The organism is Janthinobacterium sp. CG3, assembly GCF_000344615.1.
Taxonomy (GTDB): domain Bacteria; phylum Pseudomonadota; class Gammaproteobacteria; order Burkholderiales; family Burkholderiaceae_D; genus Janthinobacterium.
In genome coordinates this window covers 323728-344181 of record NZ_KB467824.1, presented here as the reverse complement: position 1 = coordinate 344181, position 20454 = coordinate 323728, and the positions used below count along the sequence as shown (strand labels likewise).

18 protein-coding genes and 1 tRNA gene are annotated in these 20454 nt (G+C 62.1%); 4 read left to right on the top strand and 15 right to left on the bottom strand.

The features are described from left to right. Nucleotides 1-74 precede the first annotated feature (74 nt). The 5 genes from JANGC3_RS0101635 to JANGC3_RS0101615 all read right to left on the bottom strand — a co-directional run bounded on the left by JANGC3_RS0101635 (nucleotide 75) and on the right by JANGC3_RS0101615 (nucleotide 3505). Nucleotides 75-159, bottom strand: a tRNA-Leu gene (locus JANGC3_RS0101635). A gap of 264 nt (nucleotides 160-423) precedes the next feature. Then, complete coding sequence (gene secG / locus JANGC3_RS0101630; RefSeq protein WP_026132411.1) at nucleotides 424-834, bottom strand: preprotein translocase subunit SecG; 411 nt, start codon at nucleotides 832-834, stop codon at nucleotides 424-426. 23 nt (nucleotides 835-857) lie between these two features. Then, nucleotides 858-1607, bottom strand: coding sequence for a triose-phosphate isomerase (tpiA, locus tag JANGC3_RS0101625; protein WP_017874732.1), 750 nt, complete (start codon nucleotides 1605-1607; stop codon nucleotides 858-860). Between the two features lie 74 nt (nucleotides 1608-1681). Next, nucleotides 1682-2662, bottom strand: coding sequence for an NAD(P)H-quinone oxidoreductase (locus tag JANGC3_RS0101620; protein WP_017874731.1), 981 nt, complete (start codon nucleotides 2660-2662; stop codon nucleotides 1682-1684). 78 nt (nucleotides 2663-2740) lie between these two features. Further along, nucleotides 2741-3505 carry a GIN domain-containing protein gene (locus tag JANGC3_RS0101615; RefSeq protein WP_026132410.1) on the bottom strand — a complete coding sequence of 255 codons (765 nt, stop codon included), beginning with the start codon at nucleotides 3503-3505 and terminating at the stop codon, nucleotides 2741-2743. Nucleotides 3506-3924: 419 nt separating this feature from the next. Here JANGC3_RS0101615 and JANGC3_RS0101610 point away from each other — a divergent pair, with 419 nt between their 5' ends. Further along, nucleotides 3925-5292: a glycerophosphodiester phosphodiesterase family protein gene (locus JANGC3_RS0101610; RefSeq protein ID WP_017874729.1), complete on the top strand. Its 1368-nt coding sequence runs from the start codon at nucleotides 3925-3927 to the stop codon at nucleotides 5290-5292. A 121-nt stretch (nucleotides 5293-5413) separates the two neighbouring features. On the opposite strand, the gene JANGC3_RS0101605 is transcribed toward JANGC3_RS0101610, so the two are convergent. From JANGC3_RS0101605 to rpsO, 4 genes are all read right to left on the bottom strand, one after another. Next, complete coding sequence (locus JANGC3_RS0101605; protein WP_026132409.1) at nucleotides 5414-6118, bottom strand: aspartate/glutamate racemase family protein; 705 nt, start codon at nucleotides 6116-6118, stop codon at nucleotides 5414-5416. A gap of 195 nt (nucleotides 6119-6313) precedes the next feature. Further along, on the bottom strand, nucleotides 6314-8281 hold the full coding sequence (locus tag JANGC3_RS0101600) for a methyl-accepting chemotaxis protein (protein ID WP_026132408.1): 1968 nt from the start codon (nucleotides 8279-8281) through the stop codon (nucleotides 6314-6316). A gap of 354 nt (nucleotides 8282-8635) precedes the next feature. Beyond that, a complete protein-coding gene (gene pnp / locus JANGC3_RS0101590; protein ID WP_017874725.1) occupies nucleotides 8636-10756 on the bottom strand; it encodes a polyribonucleotide nucleotidyltransferase in 2121 nt (706 codons plus the stop codon). A gap of 257 nt (nucleotides 10757-11013) precedes the next feature. Continuing rightward, nucleotides 11014-11283, bottom strand: a complete 270-nt coding sequence (gene rpsO, locus JANGC3_RS0101580) for a 30S ribosomal protein S15 (protein ID WP_017874723.1) — start codon at nucleotides 11281-11283, stop codon at nucleotides 11014-11016. Nucleotides 11284-11461: 178 nt separating this feature from the next. Between rpsO and bamE the strand changes: the two genes are divergently transcribed. After that, complete coding sequence (bamE, locus tag JANGC3_RS0101575) at nucleotides 11462-11962, top strand: outer membrane protein assembly factor BamE domain-containing protein (protein ID WP_026132407.1); 501 nt, start codon at nucleotides 11462-11464, stop codon at nucleotides 11960-11962. Nucleotides 11963-12043: 81 nt separating this feature from the next. Here the strand turns inward: bamE and JANGC3_RS0101570 are convergent, their stop codons facing one another. The 6 genes from JANGC3_RS0101570 to JANGC3_RS0101545 all read right to left on the bottom strand — a co-directional run bounded on the left by JANGC3_RS0101570 (nucleotide 12044) and on the right by JANGC3_RS0101545 (nucleotide 18940). Next, on the bottom strand, nucleotides 12044-13588 hold the full coding sequence (locus tag JANGC3_RS0101570) for a 2-isopropylmalate synthase (RefSeq protein ID WP_017874721.1): 1545 nt from the start codon (nucleotides 13586-13588) through the stop codon (nucleotides 12044-12046). A 65-nt stretch (nucleotides 13589-13653) separates the two neighbouring features. Then, nucleotides 13654-14526, bottom strand: coding sequence for a CDP-diacylglycerol--serine O-phosphatidyltransferase (pssA, locus tag JANGC3_RS0101565; protein ID WP_026132406.1), 873 nt, complete (start codon nucleotides 14524-14526; stop codon nucleotides 13654-13656). Between the two features lie 148 nt (nucleotides 14527-14674). Further along, nucleotides 14675-15424, bottom strand: a complete 750-nt coding sequence (locus JANGC3_RS0101560) for an SIMPL domain-containing protein (protein WP_017874719.1) — start codon at nucleotides 15422-15424, stop codon at nucleotides 14675-14677. Between the two features lie 211 nt (nucleotides 15425-15635). Beyond that, nucleotides 15636-16652, bottom strand: coding sequence for a ketol-acid reductoisomerase (gene ilvC, locus JANGC3_RS0101555; RefSeq protein WP_017874718.1), 1017 nt, complete (start codon nucleotides 16650-16652; stop codon nucleotides 15636-15638). Nucleotides 16653-16719: 67 nt separating this feature from the next. Continuing rightward, entirely contained in the window at nucleotides 16720-17211 is a 492-nt protein-coding gene (gene ilvN, locus JANGC3_RS0101550; protein WP_026132405.1) for an acetolactate synthase small subunit, read from the bottom strand. Between the two features lies 1 nt (nucleotide 17212). Then, nucleotides 17213-18940 carry an acetolactate synthase 3 catalytic subunit gene (locus JANGC3_RS0101545; RefSeq protein ID WP_026132404.1) on the bottom strand — a complete coding sequence of 576 codons (1728 nt, stop codon included), beginning with the start codon at nucleotides 18938-18940 and terminating at the stop codon, nucleotides 17213-17215. Between the two features lie 546 nt (nucleotides 18941-19486). On the opposite strand from JANGC3_RS0101545, the gene JANGC3_RS0101540 reads away from it, so the two are divergent. Further along, nucleotides 19487-20056 carry an RNA polymerase sigma factor gene (locus tag JANGC3_RS0101540; protein WP_017874715.1) on the top strand — a complete coding sequence of 190 codons (570 nt, stop codon included), beginning with the start codon at nucleotides 19487-19489 and terminating at the stop codon, nucleotides 20054-20056. Then, nucleotides 20053-20454 (top strand): DUF3619 family protein, encoded by a 402-nt coding sequence (locus JANGC3_RS0101535; RefSeq protein ID WP_017874714.1) that lies wholly within the window; start codon nucleotides 20053-20055, stop codon nucleotides 20452-20454. The genes JANGC3_RS0101540 and JANGC3_RS0101535 overlap by 4 nt, the downstream gene beginning before the upstream one ends.

Genomic DNA, 20454 nt, shown 5'->3' with positions numbered 1-20454 from the left:
TGGACCAGGATCGAACGACAATTATCCTCGTAAAAAAGCCAGCTCAGGCACAGCCCTTGCTGGCTTCTAATTTCTGGTGCCGACGACGAGACTCGAACTCGTACAGCTTTCGCCACTACCCCCTCAAGATAGCGTGTCTACCAATTTCACCACGTCGGCGGTAAGGCCCGTATTCTACAGCGACTTGCGCATTTTGTTAATACTCAATTTCAGCAAAACAAGAAGAAATACGATAAATCTCTACACCCGCTTCCGCCACACCGTCTTTTCAGCCTGGGCTGCCAAAACAATGGGCAGATTGCCGCTCGCATACTGCGCTGGCTCGCGGGCTCGCTACTGTTTGCTACGCTGTTACTGCCGGCCACAGCCGATTACCGCCCGCTACTGCCCGCCACTGTCCGCTACTGCTTGCGAGCGGCGGCATTACTTCGGAATCTGCGTCGCCGGCGCGCTCGACGGTGCGACGGGGGCCGGCGCCGGGACCGCCGCGGCGGGCGCTGGCGCGACCGGAGCGGTGGTCGGGATCGCTGCCGAACCCGAGACCGGCGCGGTCTTCACGGCCCGCTCCATGACGCTGTTGCCGACCGCCGCGGTGCGGTTGCTCGACATGTACGACAAGCCCAGGGTGGCGCTGAAGAAAATCGCCGCCGCCACACCCGTCGACTTGGACATGAAGTTCGACGAGCCGGTGGCGCCGAACAAACTACCCGAAGCACCGGAACCGAAGGCGGCGCCCATATCGGCACCCTTACCATGTTGCAGCAACACCAAAGCGATAATGGCCAAAGCCGACAATACCTGCACAACTACAACCAAATTGAACAACATGTTTATTCCATTCTCTGTTTAAATTTAACTCAATCGGCGGCGCGAATAATAGCCAGGAAATCTGCCGCCTTCAATGCCGCCCCGCCGATCAAACCGCCATCGATATCCGGCATCGCCATCAATTCTTTCGCGTTGTCCGGCTTCATGCTGCCGCCGTACAGAATCTGTACGCCGGCCGCCGCTACTGCATTCTTTTTCGCCACCTGCGCGCGCAACACCTGGTGCACGTCTTGCGCCATCTGCGGGGTGGCGGTCTTGCCGGTGCCAATCGCCCAGACCGGCTCGTATGCGAGCACGATCCTGGCGACGTCGTCGGCGCCGATCGCGTCGAGCACGGTGCCCAGTTGCTGGCCAACCACGGCGTCGGTCTGGCCGGCTTCGCGCTGCTCCAGCGTTTCGCCGATGCAAACGATCGGGGTCAGGCCGGCGGCCAGCGCGGCCACGGTTTTCCGCGCCACCAACTGGTCGCTTTCGGCGTGGTAGGCGCGCCGCTCGGAGTGGCCGAGGATGACGTAGCTGCAAGCGAAATCGAGCAGCATGCCGGCGGCCACTTCGCCGGTGTAGGCGCCGTTGGCGTGGGCCGACATGTCTTGCGCCCCCCAAGCCAGCGGCGAGCCGGACAGCTCGGCTTCGCATTGCGCCAGGTACGGCGCCGGCACGCACACGGCGCACGCGGCGCCAGCCGGCGTCAAGCCAGCGACCACCCCCGACAGCAACACCGAATTTGCGGTGCGGGTGCCGTTCATCTTCCAGTTTCCGACAACGAGTTTGCGACGCATATTAGCCTAAATTCTATTAACCCGCTATTTTAACGCGCCCCGCCAACGGCGGTCAAACAAGCGGGCGCGAAAGCTTAGATAACTTGCAACATGATTTTGCCGACGTGGGCGCTGCTCTCCATCAGCGCGTGCGCCTGGGCCGCCTGCGCCAGCGGGAACGTCTGGTAAATCACCGGCTTAATCCTGCCCGCCTCCAGCAAAGGCCAGACCGTGGCGCGCAACTGCGCCGCGATGGCGGCCTTGAAGGCGACCGGGCGCGGCCGCAGCGTCGAGCCGCTGATGGTCAGGCGCCGGCGCAGCACCTGGCCCAGGTCGATGTTCGCCTTGGCGCCGCCCAGCAAAGCGATCAGGGCGATGCGGCCATCGTCGGCCAGGCAACTGATTTCGCGCTGCAAATAGTCGCCGCCGACCATGTCGAGGATCACGTCGACGCCGCGCCCGCCCGTCAGCGCCTTGGCCGACTCGGCAAAATCCTCGGCGCGGTAATTGATGGCGCGCTCGGCGCCCAGCGCTTCGCAGGCGCGGCATTTGTCGTCGCTGCCGGCGGTCGCGAAGACGCGGTGGCCGAGCGCCGCGGCGATCTGGATCGCCGTCACGCCGATGCCGGACGAGCCGCCCTGCACCAGCAGCGTTTCGCCGGCGGTCAAACCGGCGCGGTCGAAGACATTGCTCCAGACCGTGAAATAATTCTCCGGCAACGCGGCCGCCTCCAGCGCGCTCAAGCCCTCCGGCATCGGCAGGCACTGCTGGTACGGCGCGGCGCAATATTCGGCGTAACCGCCGCCCTGCACCAAGGCGCACACCATGTCGCCCAGCTGGAACGGCGTGCCCGCCAGGTCGCCGCCGACGACTTCGCCTGCCACCTCCAGGCCCGGCAAATCGGAGGCGCCCGGCGGCGGCGCGTACTGGCCCAGGCGCTGGAACACGTCGGGCCGGTTGATGCCGGCCGCGTGCACTTTGATCAGCAGCTCGCCCGGCTTGAGTGTCGGAACTGGCCGCTCGGCAAGTCGTAAAACATCGGCTGGGCCGGGCTGGCTGATTTCGATTGCGCGCATGGCTGGAGTCCCTCGGATTGAAAGGGCGATTGTACGACAGCGGCGCCGGGCGCGTCGCGCGCCGCGGCGACGGGGTACTTACTTCCAGCTTACCTTGCCCAGGCCGTCGACGCTGACATTGCGTCCCTGCGGCCGGCCAAACACCGTGACCGAACCGAGTCCGCTCAAGCTCAGCGTGGCGTTTTGCCTGGCGTTCACGGTGGCGTTGCCCAGGCCGCTCAATTCCAACGTCACGTTTTCAACTTGAAACTGCTGGGCGTTCAAGCTACCCAGGCCGCCCATGCTCGCCTTCAGCGCCTTGCTGCGACCGCCCAAGGTAACGTAACCGGCACCACGCAAATCCACGTCGGCGCGGTCGTTGTCGTTGACCCAGATCTGCATGCTGCCGACGCCGCCCAGACTGGCGCTCAGCTTCTTGTAATCACCCACGACCTTCATCGTGCCCGCGCCGTCCAGCGACAGGCTCAGCTCGTCCCCGGTGAAGCCGCTCACATCGCTGGTGCCCAAGCCCTCCGAACTCAGCTGGCGCAGCGCCGGCAGGACCACGTCGACGCGCACCAGGTTGTTGCCGATGAATTTGAAAGCGCCGCCCTCGCTGGCGATATGCAGCGTGTCGCCGGCTTGCACGGTGGTGACTTTTGACAGCAGACGCTTCTCGGCGAAGATGGTCAGCGACGCCGCACTGCCCTGGCGCAGCCGGATGCTGACAGCGCCGTCGAGCTTGACTCGCTCGACGCGCGCGCTCACCGGCCGCGACTCACTGAGCAACTCGTCGGCGCCGGCGCCGCGCGCAATGGCAATGGCGGCCACCACGGCCAGTCCAAGCTGAAGTATTTTCCTCATCCGATCCCTGTTATGGTTTTATTTTCCGCTGGCAGCTACCGGCCAAGCCGCTCGCGCCATCGGCCAGCGTGGCCACTTTAGCATTTTAATGTGCTTTTGAGCAACTCATGCATGCGCCTTACTATGCCCCCACTCTAAGCTCGGGCGGCGCCCGGTCCCGTCCGAATGCGACGAACTGCGGTTTTCGCCTGCCAGCCGAGCTATGTCGAGGGCTGGCCGAGCTGGATTCATCAAGACGTCATATTCCCGCGGCACCATACCGGACGATCCAATCTGTCGCCTGAAGAACGAATCTCGTCGCTTGAAGAACGGCCGGGCCGCAGGGCGATGTTATCTTTTAAATAAAACCAATATTACCCTTTGCTTCCGGCTTCCCGCCAGAGCCAGGCCGCCACCCCCCTCTAGAAAGCCGCACATTTATGACCGCTCGAAAAATCGACATCGCCCTCATCATTGCCGCAAGCATCGGCCTGACCGCCTGCGGCGACAACGCCGTCGAAACGCCGCTGCCAACCCTGGACGGCAAGGCGCCGCTGGTGATCGGACATCGCGGTCTGCCGGGGCTGTATCCGGAACAAACCCGCCCTTCCTACGAGGGCGCGGCCGACGCCGGCGCCGATTCCTTGGAACTGGATGTGCACCTGTCGAAAGACTGCGTGCTGGTGGCGCGCCACAATCCCTGGCTGAGCGACAACACCGACATCGCCACCGTCGCCCTGAGCAACCCCACCGTCGCCGCGCGCAAACGCACCGTGCCGGGCGTGCTGGTCAACGTCGGCTATTCGCTCGCCACCTACGGCGGGCCGGCGCAATACCTGAGCGACCGCGGCAACCCGGCCGACCCGGCTTCGGTCCTGAAATCGCTGGTGGTCGACGGCGAGGACCACACCGGCGACTGGTCGATCAGCGACTTCACCGCCGCCGAATTGCAGCAGTGGATACACGGCACCACCTACGACGCCCGCAATGAACGCCCGACTGCGCTCAACGGCAAGCATCCGTTGTTGACGATGCAGCAAGTGCTCGACATCGCCAAAGCCAAGAGCGCGGCGACCGGACGCAACATCTCGGTCTACCCGGAGGCCAAAAATCCGTACTGGAACAACGCCCAGGCCATCGCCAACGGCTGCGGCAGCGGCAGCCACCCCTTTGAAGACGCCATCATCAAGATCATCAAAGACAACAATCTGAACAGCAAAAGCGCCCCGGTCTTCGTGCAAAGCTTCGACCCGGCCAGCTTGAAATACATGCGCGCGGCCGGCCTCGCCGCCAAACTGGTGCAACTGGTCGACGGCAACGACGTCAACTACAAGACGGGCGAGATGGTCTACAAGACCGACGACGCCTACAACTTCGTCAGCGCGCGCCCCTACAGCTGGACCCTGGCCGGCGACGGCCGCTATTTCGGCACGATGTTGACGCCGGCCGGACTGGCTGAAATCAAGACCTACGCGGACGGCATCGGCCCGTGGAAACCGCAAGTGGTAAAGCTGACGATCGCGCCGTTCAAGGCCAGCAACGCCGACGGCACGTCCTACACCGGCTCGCTGGCCGAGGTGAACAGCGTCGTGCCGACCAGCCTGATCGCCGACGCCCACAAGGCCGGGCTGCTGGTGCACACCTTCACCTTCCGCAACGAACAGAAATATCTGGCCGGTTTTTACAAGGGTGATCCGGGCGCCGAATACCTGACGTTCTTCCGCGCCGGCATTGACGGTGTGTTCAGCGACTTCGCCGGCAGCGGCGTCGCCGCGCGCGCCGCCTACCTGAAGGAAACCGGACGCTGATTGCCGGTCCGATGGATGCCGGGCGGCGCGGTCATATGACGTTCCGTGCGGCGCCGGCATCGGATGATCGGCGCGCCTGACTGTAGGAGTGCTTCGGAAGCGTTACTGCCCTGCTTGGTATTCACGGTAACGCTACCGCGTTAATCGCTCGCTCAAGCGCTGCGCGCGCAAGCAGGCGCGTTGAGTCCAGCGTTGGCAGCGGCGAATTGGCGTCGTTCACGATCAGCGGTATCTCAGTGCAGCCGAGTATGACCGCCTCGCAGCCCTGCTCCCCGAAATTGTGAATGAGCGATTGAAAGTAAGCAAGGCCGTCAGGCGTCGCCACACCGCCAACAAGCTCATCCATGATAATACGGTTGATGTCATCGCGTTCGCGCGGACCGGGCCGGACACACTGGATACCCCGCGCAAGCAGTTTCTGGGGATAGACCTCGCTGTCGACAAGCCAACGGGTGCCCGTGAGTCCCACGCGCCGGTAGCCGCGCCTTGCCGCCTCGGCGGCGACTACCTCGGCGATGTGGAGCCAGGGCAGCGGGGATTTGGCCTGAACGTACGAGAACGCCCGGTGGATCGTGTTGTCCGGGCAAATCAAGAAGTCGGCGCCAATGCTGGCCAGCTTACGCGCCGAGGTGAGCATCAACTCGCCAACGCCCGCCAGGTCGCCACGATCCAGGCATTGGACGTACTCGGCCAACGAAGGGGTGTGCATCGAAATTTCCGGATGCGCGTGCTTGCCTAGCAGGGTAGCCGCTTCCGCGCAGATGGTGCGATAGCAGAGCGACGCGCCCTCGGCCGAACAGCCGACGATTCCAATATGTAATGGCATAGATGACAAGAGCGTCCTTGTGTGATGTGGAGGTTGGCAACGAGCGCCGGCAATTCGCCACAAGTATAGCAATTTAGTCAAGTTTGGTTCAGCTCACTTGAGCACGTTGGCGCGCCCTCCGCGCCAACAAAAAACCGCCAGGCTTGCGCGCTGGCGGTGTCGATGGCTGGCTATGACCAATCCAAGGGGTAGACCTTAAAACTCTTCCCAATCGTCGTTGCCGCCTTGAGCGGGGCTGGCGATCTTCTTCGGCGCCGCGGCCGCTCTGGCCGGTGCGGCCGGGCGCGCCGGCGCGCTGCGCGGTGCCAACGGGCGGACGGCGACGGCAGCGTGCTGGCGCGCCGCCGGCGCCGCCGGGGCGTCCTCGCCCAGGCGGAACACGCCGACCATCTGCGCCAGCGTCACGGCCTGCTCCTGCAGGCTCTCGGCGGCCGCGGCGGCCTGCTCCACCAGCGCGGCGTTCTGCTGCGTCATTTCGTCCATGTGGGTGATGGCGGTGTTGACTTCCTCGATGCCGGCGCTCTGCTCCTGGCTGGCGACGGTGATCTCGCCCATGATGGTGGCGACCTGCTTGACCGAGTCGACGATCAAGTCCATGGTTTGGCCGGCCTCGTCGACCAGCTTGCCGCCGGCGTCGACTTTGTCGACCGAATCGCCGATCAATTCCTTGATTTCCCTGGCGGCGCCGGCCGAGCGCTGCGCCAGGTTGCGCACTTCGGAGGCGACCACGGCGAAGCCGCGGCCCTGCTCGCCGGCCCGGGCCGCTTCCACCGCCGCGTTCAGCGCCAGGATGTTGGTCTGGAAGGCGATGCTGTCGATGACGCCGATAATGTCGACGATCTTGCGCGAGCTTTCCTTGATCGACGCCATGGTGCCGACCACTTGGCCGACGACGTCGCCGCCCTTGACCGCGACGGCCGAGGCCGATACCGCCAGTTGGTTGGCAATGCGCGCGTTGTCGGCGTTTTGCTTGACGGTCGAGGTCAACTCTTCCATCGAGCTGGCGGTCTCTTCCAGCGAGCCGGCCTGCGCTTCGGTGCGCGCCGACAGGTCGGCGTTGCCGGCGGCGATTTCGCTCGAGGCGATCCGCACCGAACCGCTGATCTGGCGGATTTCCACCAGCACCGAGGCGATCTTGTCGACGAACAGGTTGAAGGCGCTGGCGATCTGCGCCAACTCGTCGCCGCCGTCGGCGTCAAGGCGGCGCGTCAGGTCGCCGTCGCCGGTGGCGATGTCGGCCATGGCGTCGCGCACCACGCTGAGGCGGCGCAGCGCGCGCGCCACCAACAGCGTCAGCGTGAAGGCCGCCAGCGCGATCACCAGCGCCGCCGTCACCGCCGAGCTGGCCAGCATCGCGCTCAGCGCCTCGGTCGCCTCTGCGCGGTCCAGCACGGTGGCCAGCAGCCAGTCGCTACCCTCGACCTTGGTCACGTGCAGCATGCCGTCGCGGCCGTTCAGGCGGATCGCCCCGCTTTGCTTGGAGCGCTCGATCTCTTCCAGCACTTGCTGCGTCAAACCGGCGTCGAGTTGCGTCACCGGCTTCAGGGTCAGGCTCTGGTCGGGATGGGCGATGATCTTGCCGCTGCCGTCAAGCAGGAAGGCAAAGCTGCTGGGAGTTGGCTTGATCGAGGCGACGTTGCGCACCACCACGTCGACCATGACGTCGGCGGCCGCCACGGCGGTCGGACTGCCTTTGGGGCCGATCGGCTCGGCGAACGTCACCAGCATCTTGCCGCTGCTGGCGCCGATGTAGGGCGCGGTGATGATCGGGCCGCCGACCTGGCTGGCCTTGGCGTACCACGGACGGGCCGTGGGGTCGTAGTCGGCGGCGCGCTTGCGCTCCTGCGAAAAGACGGCGTGCTTGTCGGCGTAGCCGATATAGGCCATGTCGAAGCTACCGGCCTGCTCGGCCGCCTTCAGGCTGGCCAGCGGCTCGGGCAACTCGGCCGACTGCTTGATCGACGCCACCACCGCCTGCTTCGAACGCATCCAGTCGGCGATCGCCGCGGAATGGCTCTGCGACAGTTGCAACATCTGGCTGTTGAGCGACTCCAGCGTGCGCGAGCGGGTGGTCAGGAAGTTGGCGACGACCACCGCCAGCATGGCCAGCACGATGATCGATACGGAAATGGCAATAAGGCGCCTGCGAAGCGATGAAAACATGGCGATATTCCCCAAATGAAACACAAATTTTACCATACGGCAATATGTCATGGGTAGTAAGCCAGCGGGAAGACCGCGGACTGGCAAATTGAAGCGCAGCGGATAGGGAACGGGCGCGCGGCGCGTATCGCACCAGAAACGCTCTCGGTTCGCGCTTTTTTTAACCGGCAGTTTCCTGCCAATTTCTTGGCGTCGCATCCGGCGTGGTCGGCCGACGGCACCGTTTTGCGGCGCCCCAAGGCCGATGCCGGCGTGATGCCACGCGGGGCAAGGCGGCGCGATCGCCGCCGCGGCGAAAAAAAACCGCCGGGCTTGCGCACCGGCGGCTTTTTTATTTAGCCGAGGCTAAGGGAATTACTGTGCGGCTGCCGCTTCGTTGCCTTCGGCGGCTTTCATCGACAACTTCAAACGACCGCGGTCGTCGGTTTCCAGCACTTTGACGCGCACGACCTGGCCTTCTTTCAGGTAGTCGGCAACGGCGTTGACGCGCTCGTTGGCGATCTGGCTGATGTGCAGCAAGCCGTCTTTGCCTGGCATGACTTGGACGATGGCGCCGAAGTCCAGCAATTTCAGCACGGTGCCTTCGTAGGTCTTGCCCACTTCAACCGAAGCTGTCAATTCCTCGATGCGACGCTTGGCTTCCTGGCCGGCGGCGGCGTCGACGGAAGCGATGGTGACCACGCCTTCGTCGCTGATGTCGATCTGGGTGCCGGTCTCTTCGGTCAGCGCGCGGATGACGGCGCCGCCCTTGCCGATGACGTCACGGATTTTTTCCGGGTTGATCTTGATGGTGATCAGACGCGGCGCGAAATCGGACAATTCGGTTTTGACGTGCGGCATGGCTTTTTGCATTTCGCCCAGGATATGGTCGCGGCCCTCTTTGGCTTGCGCCAGTGCCACTTGCATAATTTCCTTGGTGATGCCCATGATCTTGATGTCCATCTGCAAAGCGGTGATACCGACTGCGGTACCGGCCACTTTGAAGTCCATGTCGCCGAGGTGGTCTTCGTCGCCCAGGATGTCGGACAGAACGGCGAACTTGCCGCCTTCTTTGATCAGGCCCATGGCGATACCGGCCACGTGCGATTTCATCGGCACGCCGGCGTCCATCAGCGCCAGGCAACCGCCGCAGACCGAAGCCATCGACGAGGAACCGTTCGACTCAGTGATTTCGGATACCAGGCGTACCGAGTAGCTGAAATCTTCCGGTGCGGGCAGCGCAGCCAGCAGCGCGCGCTTGGCCAGGCGGCCGTGGCCGATTTCGCGGCGTTTAGGCGTACCGACACGGCCGGTTTCGCCGGTGGCGAACGGAGGCATGTTGTAATGCAGCATGAAGCTGTCGGTGAACTCGCCCATCAGCGCGTCGATCTTCTGGCTGTCGCGCGCGGTGCCCAGGGTGGCAACAACCAAAGCCTGGGTTTCGCCGCGGGTGAACAGGGCCGAACCGTGGGTGCGTGGCAGCACGCTGGTGCGGATCGAGATCGGGCGCACGGTGCGGGTGTCGCGGCCATCGATACGTGGCTCGCCGTCGAGGATCTGCGAACGGACGATCTTCGCTTCCATGTCGAACAGGATGTTGTTGACTTCGGCCGAATCGACCGAACCGTTGCCGGCGGCGGCGGACTCGGCGTTCAGGTCGGCCAGCACGGCGGCGGTGGCCGACTTCAGCTTGGCGGTACGCTCCTGCTTGTCTTTGGTCTGGTAGGCATCGCGCACTTTGGCGCCGCCGAAATGCTCAACGCGGGCGATCAGCGCTTCGTTTTTCGGCGCAGGCGCCCATTCCACTTCCGGCTTGCCGCCGTCGCGCACCAGTTCGTGGATCGCGTCGATGACTGCTTTCATCTGGTCGTGGCCGAAGACGACCGCGCCCAGCATGATTTCTTCGGACAGTTGCTTGGCTTCCGATTCGACCATCAGCACGGCGGTTTCGGTACCGGCGACAACCAGGTCCATTTCCGAGGTTTTCAGCTGCGTGGTGGTCGGGTTCAGGATGTACTGGCCGTTGGCGTAACCGACGCGGGCGGCGCCGATCGGGCCGCTGAACGGCACGCCGGAGACGCACAGGGCGGCCGAAGCGCCGATCATCGCGGCGATGTCGGGATCGATTTCTGGGTTGACCGACAACACGTGAATGATGATTTGCACTTCATTCAGGTAGCCTTCCGGGAACAGAGGGCGGATTGGACGGTCGATCAGGCGGGATGTCAGTGTTTCTTTTTCGGAAGGACGACCTTCGCGTTTGAAAAAACCGCCCGGGATTTTACCGGCAGCGTAGGTTTTTTCAACATAGTCCACGGTCAACGGGAAGAAGTCCTGGCCTGGCTTGGCGTCTTTGCGCGCGACGACGGTTGCCAGAACGACGGTATCTTCGATCGATACCAGCACTGCGCCGGAAGCCTGGCGCGCGATTTCGCCGGTTTCCAGCGTTACTTGGTGTTGACCGTACTGGAAGGTTTTCGTAACTTTATTAAACATGGGTAATCCCTTTCTAATTGCCGACAGATTTTCAGGAGCTGTCGTTCACCTCACCACAGGCGGCGCCCCACGCGTGAGGCGCCGCCTTTACTGCTGATCGGGGATGGCCAATCCGTCTTGCCGGCCGGGCCGGCGGCGTATTGCCGCGCCAGCATATCTCTTGCAAAAAAGAATCAAAAAAGCAATTTCAAATGACAAAAATGCCCGCGTCAGCGAACTGGCGCAGGCATTTCTGTATAAACCGTGTGCGGCAAAAATTACTTGCGCAGGCCGAGTTTAGCGATCAGTTCGCGATAACGGGTAGCGTCTTTCGCCTTCAGGTACGACAGCAGGCTCTTACGACGGTTAACCATCATGATCAGACCGCGACGGGAGTGGTGATCCTTCGAGTGTGCCTTGAAGTGGCCGTTCAGTTCGTTGATACGAGCTGTCAGCAGCGCAACTTGCACTTCCGGGGAGCCAGTGTCGTTCTGACCACGTGCGTTGTCCGCGATGATGGCGGTTTTGTTGATGTTTTCTACAGTCATGATAAACCTTTCACATGCGGTGCAGCGAGTCTGAACCCAAAGCACCGTGAACTACGATTAAAAAATTCCGGCCAAAAGACCAGACGCGCAAGTATATCGGAAAAACCCGCCCGTGTATCCAATCGTGTTGCCTTTTCTTGGTGCAGAATAGGCATGTGCGGCTTTTAAGGATGATCCGATGAATAAAGTAATGAAGTTGGCAACGCTTGGGCTGGCAATCTGCCTGGGCGCCTGCGCCGGATTCGGCGGCCCGCCGCCCATGCCGGGCGAGCCGCGCGCCGCCGTCGAGGCGAAACAGGGCCGGCCCACCGCCGTCTACCCGGCCGGCGAGGACACCTTGCTCGAGTACGCCACCGGCCCCTTCGGCCAATACACGTATATGGCGAGGATCGGCCCGGACGGCTTGCTGAAGTCCTACGGGCAAGTACTGACGGCGGAAAAATACGCCGCCATCAAGGTTGGCGTCGCCACCAAGCAAGACGTGCTGCGCATCATCGGACGCCCGGCCGAAACCTCCTACCTGTCGTGGCAAAAGCTGGAGGTATGGTCGTATCGCTACAAGGAGTCGGGCGTGTGGGATTCGATGATGCACGTGCACTTCGACGGCAACGGCGTGGTGCATTCGCTGATGAACGGGCCCGATCCGCTGAAGGAGGAGCGGCGCGGTTTTTTCAGGTGACGTCAACCAAAAGCGAGGGGACAGACCACGATTTCCGGGGGAAGTTGCTCGGAAAACGTGGTCTGTCCCCGGTTTTACTATCTACAGCTGCGGATTGACCTTTTCAATCTTCGAATGCAGTTTGTTGAGCGCAGACAGGTAGGCTTTGGCCGAGGCGACGATGATGTCCGGGTCGGCGCCGACGCCGTTGACGATGCGCCCGGTCTTGGACAGGCGCATCGTCACTTCGCCCTGCGACTGCGTGCCGGTGCTGATGGCGTTGACGGAGAACAGCACCAGTTCGGCGCCGCTGGCCACTTCGCTTTCGATCGCGTTGACGGTGGCGTCGACCGGGCCGTCGCCCTTGCCTTCGCAGTGGTATTCCTTGCCGTCCATCGAGAACACCACGCTGGCGGCCGGCGTCTCACCCGTTTCCGAGCGCTGCGACAGCGACACGAAGCGGTAGAACTCGCGGTCCTGGGCCTGTTGCTCGTCGGTCACCAGGGCCATGATGTCTTCGTCGAAGATTTCCGATTTGCGGTCGGCCAGCTCCTTGAAGCGCACGAAGGCGGCGTTGATCTCGGCCTCGGACTCGAGCGCGATGCCCAGTTCCAGCAGGCGTTGCTTGAAGGCGTTGCGCCCCGACAGCTTGCCCAGCACGATTTTGTTGGCCGACCAGCCGACGTCTTCGGCGCGCATGATTTCATAGGTCTCGCGCGACTTCAGGATGCCGTCCTGGTGGATGCCGGACGCGTGCGCGAAGGCGTTCGCGCCCACCACCGCCTTGTTCGGCTGCACCGCGAAACCGGTGATTTGCGACACCATCTTCGAGGCGGCGACAATTTGCGTGGTGTCGATGCCCACTTCCAGATTGTAATAGCCGGCGCGGGTGCGCAGCGCCATCACCACCTCTTCCAGCGCGGTGTTGCCGGCGCGCTCGCCCAGGCCGTTGATGGTGCATTCGATCTGGCGCGCGCCGCCTATCATCACGCCGGCCAGCGAGTTGGCCACGGCCAGCCCCAGGTCGTTGTGGCAGTGCACCGACCAGACCGCCTTGTCCGAGTTGGGAATGCGCTCGCGCAGGCGGCGGATGGTCTCGCCGAAGATTTCCGGCACGGCGTAGCCGACGGTGTCGGGGAAATTGATGGTGGTGGCGCCCTCGGCGATGACGCCCTCGAGCACGCGGCACAGGAAGTCCTCGTCCGAGCGGCTGCCGTCTTCCGGGCTGAACTCGATGTCGTCGGTGAACTGGCGCGCGTAGCGCACCGCGTGGCGCGCCTGCAGCAGCACCTCCTCCGGCAGCATGCGCAGCTTCATTTCCATGTGCAGCGGCGAGGTGGCGATGAAGGTGTGGATGCGTTTGCGCTCGGCCGGCGCCAGCGCCTCGGCCGCGCGCGAGATGTCGCGGTCGTTGGCGCGCGACAAGGAGCAGATAGTCGACTCGCGCACCGCCGTGGCGATCGCCTTGATCGCTTCGAAATCGCCCTGCGAGGCGGCGGCGAAGCCGGCCTCGATGACGTCGACCTTCATCCGCTCCAATTGCTTGGCAATGCGCAGCTTCTCCTCTTTGGTCATCGATGCGCCGGGCGATTGCTCGCCGTCGCGCAAGGTGGTGTCAAAAATGATGAGTCGGTTGGCATTGCTCATGGCTGCTCCTGATGGCATGAAAAGAAATTAGCTCACCGACTGCGCCGCCTTCGCGGCAATCCAGCCTAGCGACGCTCGCTGCGGTCGACGGACTCCTTGTCGGTCTGGATGATGCTGACGGGCTTGCCCTTTGCCATGCGCCAGAAATAGACCGCGTAACCGGACAGGCCGTACGCAACAAATATGGGGAACAGCACTTTCGGCGGATCGATCGACACCAACGCGAAGGCCAGCGCGATCAAAAACACCGCAATGAAGGGCACCGACTTGCGGAAGTTGACGTCCTTGAAGCTGTAGAACGGCACGTTGCTGACCATGGTCAGGCCGGCGAACAGGGCGATGCACCAGGACACCCAGGCCAGTTGCACGCCGGACACTTGCACGTCTTCCATCAGCAGGATGTAGCCGGCCACCATGGCGGCCGCGGCCGGGCTGGGCAGCCCCTGGAAGAAGCGCTTGTCGACCACTTCGATATTCGTGTTGAAACGGGCCAGGCGCAGGGCGCCGCCGGCGCAATAGACGAAGGCCGCCAGCCAGCCCATCTTGCCCATGCCGCGCAGCGACCATTCATAGATCACCAGCGCCGGCGCGGCGCCGAAGGACACCATGTCCGACAGGCTGTCGTACTGGGCGCCGAATTCGCTTTGGGTGTTGGTCAGGCGGGCGATACGCCCGTCCAGGCCGTCGAGGATCATGGCAATGAAAATCGCCCAGGCGGCGTGCTCGAACTTCAGGTTCATCGCCATGACAATCGCGTAGAAGCCGCAAAACAGGGCCGCCGTCGTGAACGCGTTCGGCAGCAGGTAAATCCCGCGCCGGCGCAGGGATTTCTTGCCGGCCGCCTCGCCCACTGGCTGGCGCGCGAATTTGCTGAAGCGCGAAGCCTTCGGCGCCGACGGCACGCCGTTCTTGGCTCTACGACGGGGAAAGTTTGCCATATGATTCCATTTCAATGTACTACGGGCTAATCAAATACAGTCGCTGTATCGCTTTAACCGGCGGCAGCGCCGCCGGCGTTCGCCCCCATTATAGAGGAGCGAACAGCAAAGAAAAGCGCTCAAACAGCTTACTTGATTAAGGCAACGCTTACTTGAACTTCAGCTTGCCAACCAGGCGCATTTCCAGCGTCGTCTCGCCCGGCTCGAAGCTCGGCTCTTCGACCTGGGCCGAATCCTTCATCATCGCCCGCATCGCCATCGGCGCCGCCTGGCCGCCCTCGCGCTGGGCGTAATTGCCCGAGCCTTCGAAGTCAACCGTGTCGAGCACGGCGTCGGACACCTTGCGGCCCATCGCCGCGGCGATCGAGGCGACGCGCTCGTTCAGGTTTTGATAGGTGGCGGCAATGCGCTGGTCGTCCAGCTTGCGCGTGGTGGCCGGCGTCAGGCCGAACTGCAGGCCGTTCAAGGTCAGCACGTTTTGCGCGGCGGCCACGGTTTTCGGCAAGGCGGCCAAGTTGCTGGTGGTTACTTGCAGGTATTGGCCGACGCGCCACGAGGTCGGCACGCGCGTCTTGGCGACCGCGCCCGGCGGCAGCGGACGGTCTTCCGGGTAGACCGGATAGGTGTAATAGCCCTGGGTTTTCAGAACGGCCTGCGGATCTTCCTTCTTGACGATCGCCATGCCCTTGTTCATTTTTTGATTCACGCGCGACGCCGCCGCGGCTTTGTCCTTGTCCTGCTCTTCAATCGCCAACGTCGCCACGACCTGGTCGTTGGCATGCTTGACTTCGCCGTATGCGGGCACCACCACCAGCGTGCCGGCGGTCGGCAGGGATTGGGCGTGCACCTGGGCGCTCAGCGCGGCGGCTGCGACGAGAACGGTCTTGAATACGGTCATAAAACACTCCTTGGTTGATGAAACGCAAATGGGGCACGTATGCCCCATTGTTTGCGCGAGACCAGCAAAACTGGCAGTAATTTCAACTTTACCTGAATTTACAACAATCCGGCCCATATTCACAAATAGTTGCAAAGTAGCCAGAATGTCCCGCCATCAACCGAATTCTCGGGGCCGGCATGGCGCCGGCCCGTTGAACCCTGTTTACTTCTTAGTTCTTGGTCTGGTCGACCAGTTTGTTTTTAGCGATCCAAGGCATCATCGAACGCAGCTTCGCGCCGACTTCTTCAATCTGGTGCTCGGAGGTCAGGCGACGACGCGAGATCAGGGTTGGCGCGCCGGCCTTGTTTTCCAGGATGAAGCTCTTGGCGTATTCGCCGGTCTGGATGTCTTTCAGGCATTGGCGCATCGCGTTTTTGGTGTCTTCGGTAACGATCCGTGGACCGGTCACGTATTCGCCGTATTCCGCGTTGTTCGAGATCGAGTAGTTCATGTTGGCGATACCGCCTTCATAGATCAGGTCGACGATCAGTTTCAATTCGTGCAGGCACTCGAAGTACGCCATTTCTGGAGCGTAACCGCCTTCGACCAGGGTTTCGAAGCCGGCCTTGATCAGTTCGACGGCGCCGCCGCACAGAACAGCTTGCTCGCCGAACAAGTCGGTTTCGGTTTCTTCGCGGAAGTTCGTTTCGATGATGCCGGCGCGGCCGCCGCCGTTCGCCATGGCGTACGACAGGGCGATGTTGCGGGCGTTGCCCGATTTATCCTGGTACACGGCGATCAGGTGGGGCACGCCGCCGCCTTGGGCGTAGGTGCCGCGCACGGTGTGGCCCGGCGCTTTAGGGGCGATCATGATGACGTCCAGGTCGGCGCGTGGCACGACTTGGCCGTAATGCACGTTGAAACCGTGGGCGAAGGCCAAGACGGCGCCCTGCTTGGCGTTCGGCGCGATGTTGTCGTTGTAAACCTGGGCGATGTTCTCGTCCGGCAGCAACACCATGATGACGTCGGCGGCTTTGACCGCGTCGTTTACTTCCGCCACTTTCAGACCGGCGTTCTTGACTTTGTTCCACGAAGCGCCATCCTTGCGCAGGCCGACGGTGACGTCGATGCCCGAATCGTTCAAGTTTTGCGCGTGGGCGTGGCCTTGCGAACCGTAGCCGATGATGGCAACTTTCTTACCGGCGATGAGGGAGAGGTCGCAATCTTTGTCGTAAAAAACGTTCATGGTATATCCTGATTTAAATTTTTGTTATGTGCCCGCAAGGGGCACGAAATGATTCGATGCTACTGGATCAAACTTTGAGGATGCGTTCGCCGCGTCCAATGCCGGAACCGCCGGTGCGCACGGTTTCCAAAATCGAGGCGCGGTCGATCGAATCGATGAACGCGTCGAGCTTGACCTTGTTGCCGGTCAGTTCGATCGTGTAAGTCTTTTCGGTGACGTCGATGATGCGGCCGCGGAAGATGTCGGCGGTGCGCTTCATTTCCTCGCGCTCCTTGCCGACCGCCCGCACCTTAATCAGCATCAACTCGCGCTCGATATGCGCGCCCTCGGTCAGGTCGACCACCTTGACGACTTCAATCAGCCGGTTCAAGTGCTTGGTGATCTGCTCGATGATGTCGTCCGAGCCGCTGGTGACGATGGTCATGCGCGACAGCGTCGGATCTTCGGTTGGCGCAACGGTCAAGGTTTCGATGTTGTAGCCGCGGGCCGAGAACAGACCGACCACGCGCGACAGGGCGCCGGCTTCGTTTTCCAGCAAGACAGAAATAATGTGTCTCATCTTATAAGTCCTCCGAACCCAGCATCATTTCGGAAAGGCCCTTGCCCGCCTTCACCATCGGCCACACGTTCTCCGATTGATCGGTGATAAAGTTCATGAACACCAGCCTGTCTTTCATGGCGAACGCCTCTTGCAAGGCGCCATCCACATCGCCGGGTTTTTCAATTTTCATGCCGACGTGGCCATAGGCCTCGGCCAGCTTCTCGAAGTTCGGCAGCGAATCCATGTACGACTCGGAATAGCGCGAGCCGTAGTCGATCTGTTGCCACTGGCGCACCATGCCGAGGAAACGGTTGTTGAGCATGATGATCTTCGGCGTCAGATGGTATTGCTTGCAGGTCGCCAGTTCCTGGATGCACATCTGGATCGAGCCCTCGCCGGTGATGCAGGCAACGGTCGCGTCCGGGTTGGCCATCTGCACGCCCATGGCGTACGGCAAGCCCACGCCCATCGTGCCCAGGCCGCCGGAATTGATCCAGCGCCGCGGCTTGTCGAAGCGGTAATACTGCGCCGCCCACATCTGGTGCTGGCCGACGTCGGAGGTAATGAAGGCGTCGCCCTTGGTGATCTGGAACACTTTCTCGACCACGGACTGCGGCTTGATGACCAGGTCCGAGGTGGCGAACTTCAGGCAATCCTTGCCGCGCCACTCTTCGATCTGCTTCCACCAGGTTTTCAGCGCCGGCGTGTTGACCTTGGCCTCGGCCGCGTCCAACTGCGCCAGGAACTCGATCAGCACGTCCTTGACGTTGCCGACGATGGGAATGTCGACCTTGACGCGTTTCGAGATCGACGAAGGGTCGATGTCGACGTGGATGATTTTGCGCGGATGCGAGGCGAAATGCTTCGGGTTGCCGATCACGCGGTCGTCGAAGCGGGCGCCGATGGCGATCAGGACGTCGCAGTTTTGCATCGCCATGTTCGCTTCGTAGGTGCCGTGCATACCCGGCATGCCGAGGTACTGCTCGCTCGACGCGCGATAGGCGCCCAGGCCCATCAGCGTGTTGGTGACCGGGAAGCCGAGCTTGTCGACCAGCTTGTTCAGCTCGGGCGAAGCGTTGGCCAGGATCACGCCGCCGCCGGTGTAGATCATCGGCCTTTCGGCTTGCAGCAGCAATTGCACCGCCTTGCGGATCTGTCCCGAATGGCCCTTGTCGACCGGACGGTAGGAGCGCATCTCGACCTCTTTCGGGTACGAGAACAGGCACTTGTGCATGCTGATGTCTTTAGGGATGTCGACCAGGACGGGACCCGGACGGCCGGTTTTGGCGATGAAGAAGGCTTTCTTGATCGTTTCGGCCAGATCCTTGACATCCTTGACGAGGAAGTTGTGCTTGACCACCGGACGGGTGATGCCGACGGTGTCGCATTCCTGGAAGGCATCCTGGCCGATGGCGTGGCTCGGCACCTGGCCGGAGATGACCACCATCGGAATCGAATCCATGTACGCGGTCGACAGGCCCGTGACGGCATTGGTGACGCCGGGGCCGGAGGTGACCAGGGCGACGCCAACCTTGTTCGAGCTGCGCGAATAGGCGTCGGCGGCGTGCACGGCGGCCTGTTCGTGGCGCACCAGGATATGCTGGAATTTGTTCTGCTGGAAAATCGCGTCATAGATATACAGGACCGCTCCGCCCGGATAGCCGAAGACGTGCTCGACGCCCTCTTCCGCCAGACAGCGCACCAGTATTTCCGCGCCTGTGATGGGTAATGCTGCTTCGGTATTCATGAAACATTCCTTTCAAGGTCCATTGGGAGATTGATCGGATGCTCTTTCCTGACGAAATACACGGTACGCAACAGTGCTCCCTGCTTCCCTTCTCTCTGCGGTCACGACGTTTCTTTGGGCACCCGTAGATGCCTTACAAAACGACGCTTAACGCAACTCGTTCGGCTGGAGTTTCTGTAGCGCTTTACACGTACCTCTCGCGCTTGTGGCGCGGGTTAGAGCAAACTGCCTACATATGAAAGCGCGTCTTGCCGCTGTTGGCGTTGTGTGCCGAGCGCGACCAGACCATAGAGCTTCGGGATGTTCAAAGCGTTCCATACGTTACTGCGTCGCACCATTCTGGTCAAGATAAATTGTTGGGAAAGTGCTTTTCTGGTGGCGAACGTCGTAAAAATCATGCAAGAACAGGCGTTTTTTGCTAGCATGCGCTCAGTTCGCAAAACGCCGCCAGCCGGGAGGCTTCCGGGCACCGCCGCCAGGCGCGCCGCCGCCTTCCAGACCAGTGTCCCTACCACCCCGTATCCCCGGCAGCCCGCTCCAGATTGCATGGCAACAGATAAAGAACTATCCAACTTTCTCGAGCATGTCGAGCGGCGCGCCTTTAAGCAAGCCGCCTACGCCGTTCGCAAAGACGAGTCCGCGCTCGACATCGTGCAAGACGCGATGATCAAACTCGCCGAAAAATACGGCGACAAGCCGGCCGCCGAGCTGCCGATGCTGTTCCAGCGCATCCTCCAGAACACCATCCTCGACTATTTCCGCAGAGAAAAAGTGCGCAACGCCTGGGTCAGCCTGTTTTCGGGCATGAAGGGAGCCGGCGACGAACACGAGGACTTTGATATACTGGAGTCGTACGAGGCCGAGCAGGGCTCGCAGGCGTCCGAGTCGAGCGCCGACAAGGTGGAGCGGGCACAAACGCTCGATTTGATCGACGAAGCGGTACAAAAGCTGCCGGCGCGTCAACGGGAAGCCTTCCTCATGCGTTACTGGCAAGATATGGACGTGGCTGAAACAGCCGAAGCGATGGGCTGCTCCGAGGGCAGCGTAAAAACGCATTGTTCGCGCGCAACGCACACCCTCGCAGAATCGCTCAAAGCCAAAGGAATAACACTATGAATACCGAGGACCTGAATTTCGCTTACAAGGTGCGGCACGCGCTGAACGAAAAACTGGACAACTTGCCGCCGTCGACAAGCGAGCGGCTGGCCGCCGCGCGCGCGCAGGCGATGGCGCGCAAGAAGGCGCACGCGCCGGCGCCGCTGGCGCACAGCGTTGCGGCGGGCACCATCGGACGCTTCTTCTCGCAACCCTTCGCCCTGTTGGGCCGCATGTCGCTGGTGCTGCCGCTGCTGGCCATGGGCGCCGGCGTGGTGGGCATCTACCAGTACGAGCAAGACCAGCAAATCGCCGAACTGGCCGAACTCGACGCCGAAGTGCTGTCCGACGAGTTGCCGCTGTCGGCCTACCTTGACCACGGCTTCAACGCCTACCTGACGACGAAACGCGAGCAATAA